The 13,200-nt window shown below is 62.0% G+C and carries 10 protein-coding genes; 8 read left to right on the top strand and 2 right to left on the bottom strand.

Annotated elements, in window-relative coordinates; genetic code table 11:
• Positions 1 to 230: 230 nt before the first annotated feature.
• From M1E16_RS14430 to mqo, 7 genes are all read left to right on the top strand, one after another.
• Entirely contained in the window at positions 231 to 2,006 is a 1,776-nt protein-coding gene (locus M1E16_RS14430; protein ID WP_458127641.1) for a PQQ-dependent methanol/ethanol family dehydrogenase, read from the top strand.
• A gap of 235 nt (positions 2,007 to 2,241) precedes the next feature.
• Positions 2,242 to 3,762 (top strand): acetaldehyde dehydrogenase ExaC, encoded by a 1,521-nt coding sequence (gene exaC / locus M1E16_RS14425; protein ID WP_458127640.1) that lies wholly within the window; start codon positions 2,242 to 2,244, stop codon positions 3,760 to 3,762.
• Between the two features lie 279 nt (positions 3,763 to 4,041).
• Positions 4,042 to 4,113, top strand: coding sequence for a pyrroloquinoline quinone precursor peptide PqqA (gene pqqA / locus M1E16_RS14420; protein WP_003243383.1), 72 nt, complete (start codon positions 4,042 to 4,044; stop codon positions 4,111 to 4,113).
• A gap of 129 nt (positions 4,114 to 4,242) precedes the next feature.
• Entirely contained in the window at positions 4,243 to 5,400 is a 1,158-nt protein-coding gene (gene ercA, locus M1E16_RS14415; protein ID WP_305501237.1) for an alcohol dehydrogenase-like regulatory protein ErcA, read from the top strand.
• Positions 5,384 to 6,754, top strand: a complete 1,371-nt coding sequence (locus tag M1E16_RS14410) for an ATP-binding response regulator (RefSeq protein ID WP_458127639.1) — start codon at positions 5,384 to 5,386, stop codon at positions 6,752 to 6,754. Before ercA ends, M1E16_RS14410 begins: the two co-directional genes overlap by 17 nt.
• 207 nt (positions 6,755 to 6,961) lie before the next feature.
• Entirely contained in the window at positions 6,962 to 8,167 is a 1,206-nt protein-coding gene (locus M1E16_RS14405) for a DUF1624 domain-containing protein (RefSeq protein ID WP_458127638.1), read from the top strand.
• A gap of 378 nt (positions 8,168 to 8,545) precedes the next feature.
• Complete coding sequence (gene mqo / locus M1E16_RS14400) at positions 8,546 to 10,189, top strand: malate dehydrogenase (quinone) (protein ID WP_458127637.1); 1,644 nt, start codon at positions 8,546 to 8,548, stop codon at positions 10,187 to 10,189.
• A 167-nt stretch (positions 10,190 to 10,356) separates the two neighbouring features.
• Here mqo and M1E16_RS14395 read toward each other — a convergent pair whose 3' ends face one another.
• On the bottom strand, positions 10,357 to 10,806 hold the full coding sequence (locus tag M1E16_RS14395; protein ID WP_434574027.1) for an Rrf2 family transcriptional regulator: 450 nt from the start codon (positions 10,804 to 10,806) through the stop codon (positions 10,357 to 10,359).
• A 144-nt stretch (positions 10,807 to 10,950) separates the two neighbouring features.
• Here M1E16_RS14395 and M1E16_RS14390 point away from each other — a divergent pair, with 144 nt between their 5' ends.
• Positions 10,951 to 11,850 carry an NAD(P)/FAD-dependent oxidoreductase gene (locus M1E16_RS14390; RefSeq protein ID WP_458127636.1) on the top strand — a complete coding sequence of 300 codons (900 nt, stop codon included), beginning with the start codon at positions 10,951 to 10,953 and terminating at the stop codon, positions 11,848 to 11,850.
• A gap of 3 nt (positions 11,851 to 11,853) precedes the next feature.
• Here M1E16_RS14390 and M1E16_RS14385 read toward each other — a convergent pair whose 3' ends face one another.
• Complete coding sequence (locus M1E16_RS14385) at positions 11,854 to 13,161, bottom strand: CitMHS family transporter (protein ID WP_434574031.1); 1,308 nt, start codon at positions 13,159 to 13,161, stop codon at positions 11,854 to 11,856.
• Between the last annotated feature and the right edge of the window lie 39 nt (positions 13,162 to 13,200).

Raw genomic sequence — 13,200 nt, 5'->3', positions numbered from 1 at the left:
CCTTCTGTTGTCACCCTGATTATCAATGTTGACCGGCTATCTTAGGGCCGCTGCGCGCCCCAGCGGGAGCAAGCTCCCTCGCCACGGGGGTATTTGCTTACCTCCACATGTACCAAGGAACTAGAAAACTCAACATTGCGGGCAATTGTTGGCGACGGCCCCGAGCCCAAGAATCTGTGGCAGACCGGGAAAATTTCCCGGGTATAACAATAACCGCAGAGGTAGCCGTCATGACTCATCCCGCACGTCGCCAATCCTTCGCCGTGAGCCTGCTGCTCGGTGCCATGCTGCTGTCCGGCTCGGCCTTGGCCGCCGTGACCGACCAGGAAATTCTCCAGGACCCGAAAAACCCACAGCAAATCGTGACCAACGGCCTCGGTGTGCAGGGCCAGCGCTATAGCCCGCTCGACACCCTCAACGTGAACAACGTCAAGGACCTGCGGCCGGTCTGGGCGTTTTCCTTCGGCGGCGAAAAGCAGCGCGGCCAGCAGGCCCAGCCGATGATCAAGGACGGGGTGATGTACCTCACCGGCTCCTATTCACGGGTGTTCGCGGTGGACGCACGCACCGGCAAGAAACTCTGGCAATACGATGCGCGCCTGCCCGATGACATCCGTCCCTGCTGCGACGTGATCAACCGTGGCGTGGCGCTGTACGGCGACCTGGTGTTCTTCGGCACGCTGGACGCCAAGCTGGTGGCCTTGAACAAGGACACCGGCAAGGTGGTGTGGAGCAAAAAAGTCGCCGACCACAAGGAAGGTTATTCCATCAGCGCCGCGCCCATGGTCGTCAATGGCAAGCTCATCACTGGCGTGGCGGGCGGCGAGTTCGGCGTGGTTGGGCAGATCAGCGCCTTCGACCCGAAAAACGGCGAACTGCTCTGGACGCGGCCGACCGTGGAAGGCCACATGGGCTACGTCTACAAGGACGGCAAGGCCGTGGAGAATGGTATCTCCGGCGGCGAGGCCGGCAAGACCTGGCCCGGCGATCTGTGGAAAACCGGCGGGGCCGCGCCTTGGCTGGGCGGTTACTACGATCCGGAAACCAATCTCCTATTGTTCGGTACCGGCAACCCGGCACCGTGGAACTCACACCTGCGCCCTGGCGACAATCTCTATTCCTCGTCGCGCCTGGCGCTGAACCCGGACGACGGCACCATCAAGTGGCACTTCCAGAGCACGCCACATGATGGTTGGGACTACGACGGCGTCAATGAACTGATTTCGTTCAACTACAAAGAGGGTGGCAAGGACATCAAGGCGGCGGCGACTGCCGACCGTAATGGTTTCTTTTACGTCCTCGACCGCACCAACGGCAAGTTCATCCGTGGTTTCCCGTTCGTGGACAAAATCACCTGGGCCTCCGGCCTGGACAAGGACGGGCGACCGATCTACGTGGAGTCGAGCCGTCCGGGCGCACCGGGTAGCGAAGCCAAGGGCAGTTCGGTGTTTGTCGCCCCGGCGTTCCTCGGCGCGAAGAACTGGATGCCGATGGCCTATAACCAGGACACCGGTCTGTTCTACGTGCCGTCCAACGAGTGGGGCATGGACATCTGGAACGAGGGCATCGCCTACAAGAAAGGCGCGGCGTTCCTCGGGGCCGGGTTCACCATCAGGCCATTGAACGAGGATTACATCGGCGTGCTGCGGGCCATCGACCCGAAGACCGGCAAGGAAGTCTGGCGCCACAAGAACTTCGCGCCGCTGTGGGGCGGGGTGCTGACCACCAAGGGCAACCTGGTATTCACCGGTACGCCTGAAGGTTTCCTGCAAGCCTTCAATGCGAAGACCGGGGAAAAAGTCTGGGAGTTCCAGACCGGTTCAGGCGTGCTCGGCTCTCCGATTACCTGGGAGATGGACGGCGAGCAGTACGTCTCGGTGGTCTCCGGCTGGGGCGGCGCGGTACCGCTGTGGGGCGGCGAAGTGGCCAAGCGCGTGAAGGACTTCAACCAGGGCGGCATGCTCTGGACGTTCAAGTTGCCGAAAGAATTGGTGGCCAAGCGCTGAGCCAACTTTGGCAGATGTAGATCCTGTGGGAGCGAGCCTGCTCGCGAAGGGGCCAGAACATCCTGCATTGATGTTGACTGATCCGCCGCCTTCGCGAGCAGGCTCGCTCCTACAAACCTACGACCAAATAACGAGAGCGCCCCCTGCCAATGACGCATTCGTCCATCGCGCGGGGCTCTCTACCATCGGCCTATCGCCTGTCCCGCGACAGGCATCGACCAGGCAGAGGCCCATCATGATTTACGCACAACCCGGAACCCCAGGCGCCGTCGTTTCCTTCAAACCGCGCTATGGCAATTTCATCGGCGGCGAATTCGTTCCGCCGGTCCACGCTGAGTACTTCACCAACACGTCGCCGGTCAACGGCGAAGTCATCGGCGAGTTTCCGCGCTCCAGCGCCGCCGACATCGACAAGGCCCTCGACGCCGCCCATGCCGCTGCCGACGCCTGGGGCAAAACCTCGGTCCAGGATCGCTCCCTGGTGCTGTTGAAAATCGCCGACCGTATCGAGCAAAACCTGGAGCTCCTCGCGGTCAGCGAGACCTGGGACAACGGCAAGGCTGTGCGCGAAACCCTCAGTGCCGACGTACCGCTCGCGGCTGACCATTTCCGTTATTTCGCCGGCTGCATCCGCGCCCAGGAAGGCGGGGCCGCCGAAATCAACGAACTGACCACGGCCTACCATTTCCATGAACCGCTGGGCGTGGTCGGGCAGATCATCCCGTGGAACTTCCCGTTGTTGATGGCCGCCTGGAAACTCGCCCCGGCCCTGGCCGCCGGCAACTGCATCGTGCTCAAGCCGGCGGAGCAGACGCCGCTGTCGATCACCGTGTTCGCCGAGCTGATCGCCGACCTGCTGCCAGCCGGCGTCCTGAACATCGTCCACGGCTTCGGCCGCGAAGCCGGTGAAGCCCTGGCCACCAGCAAGCGCATCGCCAAGATCGCCTTCACCGGTTCCACCCCGGTCGGCTCGCACATCATGAAATGCGCCGCCGAAAACATCATCCCGTCCACCGTGGAACTGGGCGGCAAGTCGCCGAACATCTTCTTCGAAGACATCATGCAGGCCGAACCGGCGTTCATCGAAAAAGCTGCCGAAGGCCTGGTGCTGGCGTTCTTCAACCAGGGTGAAGTCTGCACCTGCCCATCCCGGGCGTTGGTCCAGGAGTCGATCTATGACGAATTCATGCAAGTAGTGCTGAAGAAGATCCAGCAGATCAAGCGCGGCAACCCGCTGGACACCGAAACCATGGTCGGCGCCCAGGCGTCCGAGCAGCAGTACGACAAGATTCTTTCGTACCTGGACATCGCCCGGGAAGAGGGCGCCGAATTGCTCACCGGCGGCGCGGCGGAACGCCTTGAAGGCGACCTGTCGAGCGGCTATTACATCCAGCCGACCCTGCTCAAGGGTCACAACAAGATGCGCGTGTTCCAGGAAGAAATCTTCGGGCCGGTGGTGGGCGTGACCACCTTCAAGGACGAAGCCGAAGCCCTGGCCATCGCCAACGACACCGAGTTCGGCCTCGGCGCCGGCCTCTGGACCCGCGACATCAACCGCGCCTACCGCATGGGCCGGGCAATCAAGGCCGGACGCGTCTGGACCAACTGCTACCACCTTTACCCGGCGCATGCCGCGTTTGGTGGCTACAAGAAGTCCGGCGTCGGGCGTGAGACGCACAAGATGATGCTCGATCATTATCAGCAGACCAAGAACCTGCTGGTGAGCTATGACGTCAATCCGTTGGGGTTCTTCTGATCCTCGCCGCATCCATTGACTGAGCCCTGTGGCGAGGGAGCTTGCTCCCGCTGGGCCGCGTAAGCGGCCCCCTTCTTCAAGGCAAAGCATTGACTGTGTAGCGGCTATTTTTGGGGCTGCTGCGCAGCCCAGCGGGAGCAAGCTCCCTCGCCACGGTAATCGCTGTTGCTAATACCAACGCACCCCGTGCACTCCTTCGAAAGTAGCATTCGGCCCCAGGCCGCCCCCGTGCATTAATGAACCTGCCGGAATCGCCCGGTACAAGAAGAGGAAAGACCCATGTGGACTAAACCCGCGTACACCGACCTGCGTATCGGCTTTGAAGTGACGATGTACTTCGCCAACCGATGAGTGCCGGCCCGGCCTGACGCGTTCGGGCCGGGCTACCCATTGGTCGGATTGCATTCACGGCGCGATGCTTTAGGCTCAAGGTATCCCACGACAATAACAACAGGCTTACCGATGAGCCCCCCTGAAAAAATGAGCCTCAGCCCGCTGCGCAAGTTCGTTTCTCCTGAAATCATGTTCGGTGCCGGCTGCCGGCACAATGTCGGCAACTACGCCAAGACCTTCGGCGCCCGCAAGGTGCTGGTGGTCACTGACCCCGGGGTCATCGCCGCCGGTTGGGTCGGTGATGTCGAAGCCAGCCTGCAAGCCCTGGGCATCGATTACTGCATCTATAGCGACGTTTCGCCCAACCCACGGGTCGAGGAAGTCATGCTCGGCGCCGAGACGTACCGTGAAAACCACTGTGACGTGATCGTCGCGGTCGGTGGTGGCAGCCCGATGGACTGCGGCAAGGCGATCGGCATCGTTGTCGCCCACGGTCGCAGCATCCTCGAATTCGAAGGCGTCGACACCCTGCAGGTACCCAGCCCGCCGCTGATCCTGATCCCGACCACGGCCGGTACCTCGGCCGATGTGTCGCAGTTCGTGATCATCTCGAACCAGCAGGAGCGCATGAAGTTTTCCATCGTCAGCAAGGCGGCGGTGCCGGATGTGTCGTTGATCGATCCGGAGACGACCCTGAGCATGGACCCGTTCCTCTCGGCCTGTACCGGCATCGACGCGCTGGTGCATGCCATCGAGGCGTTCGTCTCCACCGGCCACGGGCCGTTGACCGATCCTCACGCGCTGGAGGCGATGCGCCTGATCAACACCCACCTGGTGCAGATGATCGCCAACCCGGCCGACGTCGCCTTGCGCGAGAAAATCATGCTCGGCAGCATGCAGGCCGGGCTGGCGTTTTCCAACGCGATCCTCGGCGCGGTGCATGCCATGTCCCACAGCCTCGGTGGCTTCCTCGACCTGCCCCATGGCTTGTGCAACGCAGTGCTGGTGGAGCATGTGGTGGCGTTCAACTACAACTCGGCGCCGGAGCGTTTCAAGGTGATTGCCGAAACCCTGGGCATCGATTGTCGCGGGCTCAACCATCGACAGATCCGCACGCGGCTGGTGGAACACCTGATTGCCCTCAAGCACACCATCGGTTTCCACGAAACCCTCGGCTTGCACGGGGTGAGTACCTCGGACATTCCGTTCCTGTCGCAACACGCCATGCATGACCCGTGCATCCTTACCAATCCACGGGAGTCGAGCCAGCGGGATGTCGAGGTCGTCTATGGCGAAGCCCTCTGACGAACAGCAAAAGGCCCTCGCCGGGCTGCTGGGACTGGGCAATCATTCGACGCGCAAGAGCCATTACCCGGAGCTGGCGGCGCGTCTCGCCGAACTGGAGCAGGCCCGCCAGCATCTGCAGCAACTCAACGACCAACTGGAGCAACGGGTAACGGAGCGCACCGATGCGCTGCTGGAGGCCAACCACCACCTGCAACAGCAGATCGCCCAGCGCGAGTTGGTCGAGCAACAGCTGCGCGATGCCCGGGACGCCGCCCAGGCCGCCAATCGCAGCAAGGACAAATACCTGGCCGCCGCCAGCCACGATCTGCTGCAACCGCTCAACGCCGCGCGGTTGCTGATTGCTACATTGCGTGAACGCCAGATGCCAGCCGCCGAGCATCTGCTGGTAGAACGCACGCACCAGGCGCTCGAGGGCGCCGAGGACCTGCTCACCGACCTGCTGGATATTTCCCGGCTCGACCAGGCCGCCGTCAAACCCGACCCGGCGCCGTATCGGCTGGATGAGCTGCTCGCGCCACTGGTGTCGGAATTCCAATCGGTGGCCGGCGCCGCGGGCCTGGAATTGCGCGTGCGATTCGCCGATGAAGCGGTCCTGACTGACCTGCGGTTGATGACCCGCATCCTGCGCAATCTGCTGAGCAACGCCTGTCGCTACACCGACCAGGGCGGCATCCTCCTGGCGGCGCGGCGACGGGGAGGGCGCTTGAGCCTGGAGGTCTGGGACACGGGCAGAGGCATTGCCGCCGATTGTCTGGAATCGATTTTCCTCGAGTTCAACCAACTGGATGTCGGTCGCGCGGCGGACCGCAAGGGCGTCGGCCTGGGGCTGGCGATCGTCGAGCGTATCGCTCATATCCTCGGCTACCGGGTGCGGGTGCGTTCGCGGCCGGGACGCGGCTCGGTGTTCAGCATCGAGGTGCCATTGTCTGCCGAAAAGCCACTGCCCCTGGCCCACGCGCCTGCTCAGGCCGTCGCCGGGAACCCGTTGCCTGGGCGCCGGTTACTGGTCATCGACAATGAGCTGAGCATTTTGCAGAGCATGGCGGCACTGCTCGGGCAGTGGGGGTGCGAAGTGCTGACCGCCACCGACGAAGCGGGCGCCTTCGATGTGCTGCAAGGCCGCGCACCGGAGCTGATCCTGGCGGATTTTCACCTCGACCATGGGGTGGTCGGCTGCGAGGTGGTCAAGCACCTGCGCGAACAATTCCAGCAGGCGATCCCCGCTGTGATCATCACTGCCGACCGCAGCGACCAGTGCCGCCGTGCCTTGCGCAAGCTGAATGCGCCGCTGCTCAACAAACCGGTCAAGCCGGGCAAGTTGCGGGCGGTGTTGAGCCAGTTGCTGGGGTAATCAGTCCGCACACAAAGCCCTGTGGGAGCGAGCCTGCTCGCGAAGCCGTTGGATCAGCTGGACTTATTTCGCTGACACGCCGCTTTCGCGAGCAGGCTCGCTCCCACAGGGTTCAGCTTATCGGTCGCATATGTTATGTTATCCCCTTTCTTTTGGCAGGAATTCTCATTCCTGATCCTGCAAAGCCCCCGACTCCTGAGTATCGCCATGAGCCTATCCCCAAGCGCGACAAGCCCGTCCGCTGTCATCGCTCCAACCCTCGCTTCCAGTACCGCAACAACCGCGACGCGCCTGCTCGCCATCGATGCCTTGCGGGGTTTTGTCATGTTGCTGATGCTGGTCGACCACGTCCGCGAAACGTTCCTGCTGCACCGCCAGGTCACTGACCCGATCGATGCATTGAGCGTGACCCCGGACCTGTTTTTCACTCGTTTGCTCAGCACGTTCTGTGCGCCAGTGTTCATCTTCCTTACCGGTTTGTCGGCCTGGCTCTACAGCCAGAAACACACCGCCAGCGAGACTTCGGTGTTCCTGCTCAAGCGTGGTCTGTTCCTGGTGTTCCTGGAGCTCACGTTCGTCTGTTTCGCCTGGAACGCCGAGTTTCCGCCGAAGACTTTGTGGCTGCAGGTCATCTGGTGCATCGGCATCTGCATGATCGCCCTGGCGGCGTTGCTGCACTTCAAACGCAGCTGGCTGATCGTGCTGGGCGTGGCCATCGTTGCCGGGCATAACCTGCTGGATGGTGTGGTGCTGGGGCCGGACTCGCCGTTTTTTGTGCCGTGGTCGATTCTTCATCAGCGGTCGTTCATCGAGATCACCGAGTTCACCCGGGCACGCACCACCTACCCGGTGTTGCCATGGATCGGCGTGATCCTGCTGGGTTGGGCGATCGGGCCATGGTTCGGCAAGGACATCGAAGCGGCCACGCGAGTGCGGCGCCTGCTCAAGGTCGGCATCGGCTTGCTGGTGGCGTTCGTGTTTATCCGTTATCTCAACGTCTACGGTGACAAACCCTGGGTCCAGACCGGAGATGCACTGCGCACCTTCATGAGTTTCATGAGCGCGACCAAGTACCCGCCGTCACTGATGTTCCTGATGCCGACGCTGGCGGTGGGCCTGATCCTGCTGGCGCTTTTCGAAAAAGCCCAGGAGAAGGGCGGCATCGCGATTCTGGCCATTTATGGCGGCGCGCCGATGTTCTTCTACCTGCTGCACCTGTACGTGCTGAAGGCCATGTATCTGGTGGCAGTGTTTATCTGGGGCACCAATCAGGGCGCTTATTTCGGCTTCGATCACTTGCCGATGGTCTGGTTGTGGAGCGTGTTGTTGAGCGTCGTCCTGTTTTTTCCAACGCGTTGGTTCGCAGCGTTGAAACAACGTCGGCGCGACATCGCGATCCTCAAGTACCTCTGATTTCGGGGCGGAGCGCGTATCCACGGCGCGCAACCGAGCCATTAAAACGCCGTCATTTGGTCGGCGTTTTTACCTCGAATGCAAAAATGCGCTTCGGTCTGCTTATTTCCTTCTGTAAACTCCCCCCGCTGCGACAATCGGGCACGGCCTTCGCAGGCCCGATCCAGACCGTTTTGCAGTGTCCCTCACCCAGCTGAAGCCAAGACCTACAAGAAGTCAGCGCCGGAGAGACATAAATGTGAGGCCGATATTGCTCGGCCCCTGTAGGTCCTTCCTCCAGTCCATCGATCCCCGCCCGCTGGCCATGCCAGCATGGGTGCGGACCCTGCTTGAACAGGATTGGGGGACGGAATGGCGTTCCACCCTAGGGATACACACATGTTGAAGAAAACACATACGGCGCTGCTGGGCCTGGCGATGGCGATGGGTCTTGCGACCACGCACGCCGCCGAGCCGAAAAAAGTGGATGTCTTGCTCATTGGCGGCGGCATCATGAGTTCGACCCTCGGCGTCTGGCTCAATGAGCTGGAGCCGGGCTGGACCATGGAAATGGTCGAGCGCCTGGACGGTGTTGCCGAAGAGAGCTCCAATGGCTGGAACAACGCCGGTACCGGGCACTCCGCCCTGGCCGAGTTGAACTACACGCCGGAAGACAAGAACGGCAAGGTCGACATCTCCAAGGCTATCGAAATCAACGAAGCCTTCCAGATTTCCCGTCAGTTCTGGTCCTGGCAGGTCAAGAACGGCGTGCTGAAGAATCCGCGCTCGTTCATCAACTCCACCCCGCACATGAGTTTCCTGTGGGGTGACGAGAACATCGCCTTCCTGAAGAAGCGCTACGACGCTCTCCAGGCCAGTCCGCTGTTCGCCGGCATGCAGTATTCCGAAGACCCTGCGCAGATCAGCAAGTGGGTTCCACTGATGATGCAAGGGCGTGACCCGAGCCAGAAAGTCGCGGCTACCTGGAGCCCGCTGGGTACTGACGTGAACTTCGGCGAAATCACCCGCCAGTTCGCTGCTCACCTGCAAACCAAGCCGAACTTCTCGCTCAAGCTGTCCAGCGAAGTGGAAAACATCACTCGCAACGAGGATGGCTCCTGGCGCGTTTCGTACAAGAACCTGAAAGACGGTACCGAAACCGAGACCGACGCCAAGTTCGTGTTCATCGGTGCCGGTGGCGGCGCGCTGCACCTGCTGCAGATGTCGGACATTCCGGAGGCTCGTGAATACGCCGGTTTCCCAGTGGGCGGTTCGTTCCTGGTAACCGAAAACCCGACCGTCGCCCAGATGCACCTGGCCAAGGCGTACGGCAAGGCTTCGGTTGGCGCGCCACCGATGTCGGTTCCGCACCTGGACACCCGCGTGCTCGACGGCAAGCGCGTGATCCTGTTTGGCCCATTCGCCACGTTCTCCACCAAGTTCCTGAAGAACGGTTCGTACTTCGACCTGCTGACCAGCACCACGACCCACAACGTGTGGCCGATGACCAAGGTCGGTATCGAACAGTACCCACTGGTTGAATACCTTGCCGGCCAGCTGATGCTGTCGGATGAGGACCGCTTCAACGCGCTGAAGGAATACTTCCCGGACGCCAAGCAGGAAGACTGGCGCCTGTGGCAAGCCGGCCAGCGCGTGCAGATCATCAAGCGTGACGAAGAGAAGGGCGGCGTGCTGAAACTCGGTACCGAAGTCGTCGCTTCCCAGGACGGCAGCATCGCCGGTCTGCTGGGTGCCTCGCCAGGCGCCTCGACCGCTGCACCGATCATGCTGAGCGTGCTTGAGAAGGTCTTCAAGGACAAGGTAGCCACCCCGGCCTGGCAGGAAAAACTGCGCCAGATCGTACCGAGCTACGGCACCAAGCTGAACGACAATCCTGAGCGCGTCGCACAGGAATGGGCCTACACCAGCGAAGTCCTGCAACTGGATCCGCCACCGGCTGTCGGCAAGCCAGGCACCGCGGTAGCACCGGCCCAACCGGCTGCTCCTCGCGAGGCCAACCCAGCGGCCGACATGGCGCTGTAAACCGGACGCTGTCTGGTGAGGTACAAAAACGCCGCTCATTGAGCGGCGTTTTCATTTGCAGGCTAGACCCCCCTGTGGGAGCGAGCCTGCTCGCGAAAGCGTTGTGTCAGTTTGCTTAAATGTCGAATGTGCTGCCGTCTTCGCGAGCAGGCTCGCTCCCACAGGGATCAGTGGTGAGGCTCGACCTCGTGGGCGCCCCGAAACCGCGCATCAAAATCCTCGGCCAACTGCGCCAGGGTAATGCTGCCCAGACGCTTGAGCAGCAACGCCTGGGCCTCGTCGAAGGCGTCCGTCAGCGCCGCGTTCACTGCTTGTTCCACCAGGCATTGCGGGTGGTCGGTCGACAGGCCAAGCGCAAAGATCGATGTGCTGCCCAACGCTTGATGAATATCCAGCAGCGTCATCTCCGAGAGCGGCTTGGCCAGGGCCCAACCACCGCGATGGCCTTTTTCCGACGTGACGTAACCTTGTTCCTTGAGCAATGCCATGGTCCGGCGCACCACCACCGGGTTGGTGCCGAGCATCTGCGCGAGGGTGTCGGAGGTGGCGGATTGCTGGTGGCGGTCCATGTGGATCAATACATGGAGCATGCGGGACAGGCGTGTATCGTTTCTCATCGGACTGACAGATTCCATGGCTGGGGCAGGTGGGAGTATTACCCGTAATCGCAAAAGTTACGAGACTGTTGACAGCGGCTTTTCAAGAAACTTACGATGTGTCGAGACTTGCCCTGCCATCGAAACCACCCTTGGAGATCGCCCATGGAATACGACGTCATCATTACAGGCGGCAGCTATGCCGGTATGTCCGCGGGTTTGCAACTGGCCCGCGCCCGGCGCAAGGTGCTGGTGATCGATGCGGGCGAGCGTCGCAACCGCTTCGCCGCGACATCCCATGGTTTTCTCGGGCAGGACGGTCGTGCCCCGGACGATATAGCTGGCGACGCCCATGTTCAGCTCATGGCGTACCCGACAGTTGAATGGGTTCGCGACACCGCGACCCAAGCCAGCAGGGATGCCGAAGCTTTTATTGTCGAGACCGCAAACGGCCTGCGTTACCGTTCTCGCCGGCTGTTGCTGGCCACAGGCGTGATTGATGACTTGCCCGACGTGCACGGGCTGACTGAGCGCTGGGGAAAAAGCGTCTTCCACTGCCCGTATTGCCACGGCTACGAGTTGGACCAAGGGCCGATCGGCGTTCTCGCAACCTCGCCGATGTCACTGCACCACGCCCTGATGCTGCCTGACTGGGGGCCGACGACGTTCTTCACCAATGGCGTGCTGGAGCTTGATCCGGAGCAACAGGCGAGCCTCGATCAGCGTGGCGTCACCGTGGTGACCGAGCGAGTGGCGCGTATCGAAGGCGAGCGGGCCGACGTGGTACTGGCCAACGGTCGGGTGGTCGCCATCGACGGCCTGTTCGTCTTGCCGCGTACGCGGGTTGCCAGTCCACTCGCGGCAGCCCTGGGCTGCGTGTTTGAAGAGGGTCCGCTTGGCGCGTTCATCCAGAGCGACCCGATGACCCGGGAAACCAGCGTGCCGGGCATATTTGCCTGCGGCGATGCGGCCATGCCGTTCGGTTCGGTCGCGCTGGCCGTTGGCGATGGGGTGAGGGCGGGCTCGGGGGCACATCGGTCGCTGATCTTTCAAGCCCACCCTTGAGTTTCACACTTGAACAGCCCCGGTTGCCACGGCAAAGGCGAGCATTACCAGGCTGACCCCCCAGGCCCAGAAAAACGTGTAGGCCATGTGCTTGCGCAACTCTACGCCGGACAGTGCCAGGGCCAGATACACGCTGGGTACCACCGGGCTGATGGAGAAGCCGGTGTTCTCACCGATCAGCATGGCCCGGGCCACCGCTTCGAGAGGAACGCCAGCGGCGATGGCGACGTCCTTGATCACCGGCAGCAGGGCGAAATAGTAGGCGTCCGGCGAGAAGATCATTCCAAGGGGGACGCCGAAGAACCCGACAATCACATGCAGGTATTGGGCAGCACCGGCGGGCAGGATGTCGATCAGCGCCAAGGCCATGCCGTCTGACATCTTCGCTCCGGAGAGCACGCCCAGCAGCACGGCGGCGGCCATCATCACCAGAACCATCTGCAACGCATCGGACGCATGGGCCTTGAGGCGTTCGGCCTGGGCGTCGAGGGATGGGAAGTTCAAGGGCAGGGCGATGCCCAATCCCACCATGAAACAGGCGTACAGCGGAAAGATACCGGTGAACAGGCACAGCAGAATGCCGCCGGTCAGGGCCACATTCAGCCAGTAGCGCAGCTGCCGGGGAGACAGACTGAATTCGCGGCTTTGCATTTGCAGGTCGTCCATGTCACGCGTCGCGGCCGCGCCCAGCGACATCGGTTGGCGCCGCTGGGCGCGCGACCCCAGTATCGTCGCCACCCCGAGCATGCACACCAGGCCCACCATCTGCACCGGCAGCAACCCCAGCCACAGCTCGGTGGCATCGAGCCCCGACACGGCAGCGGCCCGCGCAGTCGTCCCGCCCCAGGGCACCATGTTGATGACCCCGGCCGTGGTACCCACCAGGCACAACAGCATCGTCGGGCTCATGTTCAGGCGCTTGTACAAGGGCAGCAGTGCCGGGATCGTCAGCAGGAACGTCGCGGCGCCGACGCCGTCCAGATGCACCACTGAAGTCACCAGAACGGTAACCAGCGCCACCGCCAGGGGCTTGCCGCCCGTGCTGCGGATCAACAGGTTGACCAGAGGATCGAACAGCCCACGGTCGCGCATGATGCCGAAGAACAGGATGGCAAACAGAAACAGCGCGGCGGTCGGCGCGACGGTGACCAGGCCGGCCTTGATGAACTCGCCGATCTGCGCGAGATTGAAGCCGGCGAGCAGGCAGACGACCACGGGAAGGGTGGTGAACGCCACCACCGGACTGATCCGGCGCAGCAATATCAGTCCGATAATGGCAAGCATCATCAGGAAACCCAGGGTTGTAATCATGTTGCAGCCTCTCTTTTTATTGTTGTCGGATGGTGTTGC

It is taken from the genome of Pseudomonas sp. Z2-11 (assembly GCF_054161305.1).
This window is presented reverse-complemented; position numbering and strand designations above follow the sequence as displayed.

Bases quoted from the DNA above. Each gene is read 5' to 3' on its own strand.
- M1E16_RS14430 (WP_458127641.1), top strand. From the start codon at position 231: ATGACTCATCCCGCACGTCGCCAATCCTTCGCCGTGAGCCTGCTGCTC.
- exaC (WP_458127640.1), top strand. From the start codon at position 2,242: ATGATTTACGCACAACCCGGAACCCCAGGCGCCGTCGTTTCCTTCAAA.
- ercA (WP_305501237.1), top strand. From the start codon at position 4,243: ATGAGCCTCAGCCCGCTGCGCAAGTTCGTTTCTCCTGAAATCATGTTC.
- M1E16_RS14410 (WP_458127639.1), top strand. From the start codon at position 5,384: ATGGCGAAGCCCTCTGACGAACAGCAAAAGGCCCTCGCCGGGCTGCTG.
- M1E16_RS14405 (WP_458127638.1), top strand. From the start codon at position 6,962: ATGAGCCTATCCCCAAGCGCGACAAGCCCGTCCGCTGTCATCGCTCCA.
- mqo (WP_458127637.1), top strand. From the start codon at position 8,546: ATGTTGAAGAAAACACATACGGCGCTGCTGGGCCTGGCGATGGCGATG.
- M1E16_RS14395 (WP_434574027.1), bottom strand. From the start codon at position 10,806: ATGAGAAACGATACACGCCTGTCCCGCATGCTCCATGTATTGATCCAC.
- M1E16_RS14390 (WP_458127636.1), top strand. From the start codon at position 10,951: ATGGAATACGACGTCATCATTACAGGCGGCAGCTATGCCGGTATGTCC.
- M1E16_RS14385 (WP_434574031.1), bottom strand. From the start codon at position 13,161: ATGATTACAACCCTGGGTTTCCTGATGATGCTTGCCATTATCGGACTG.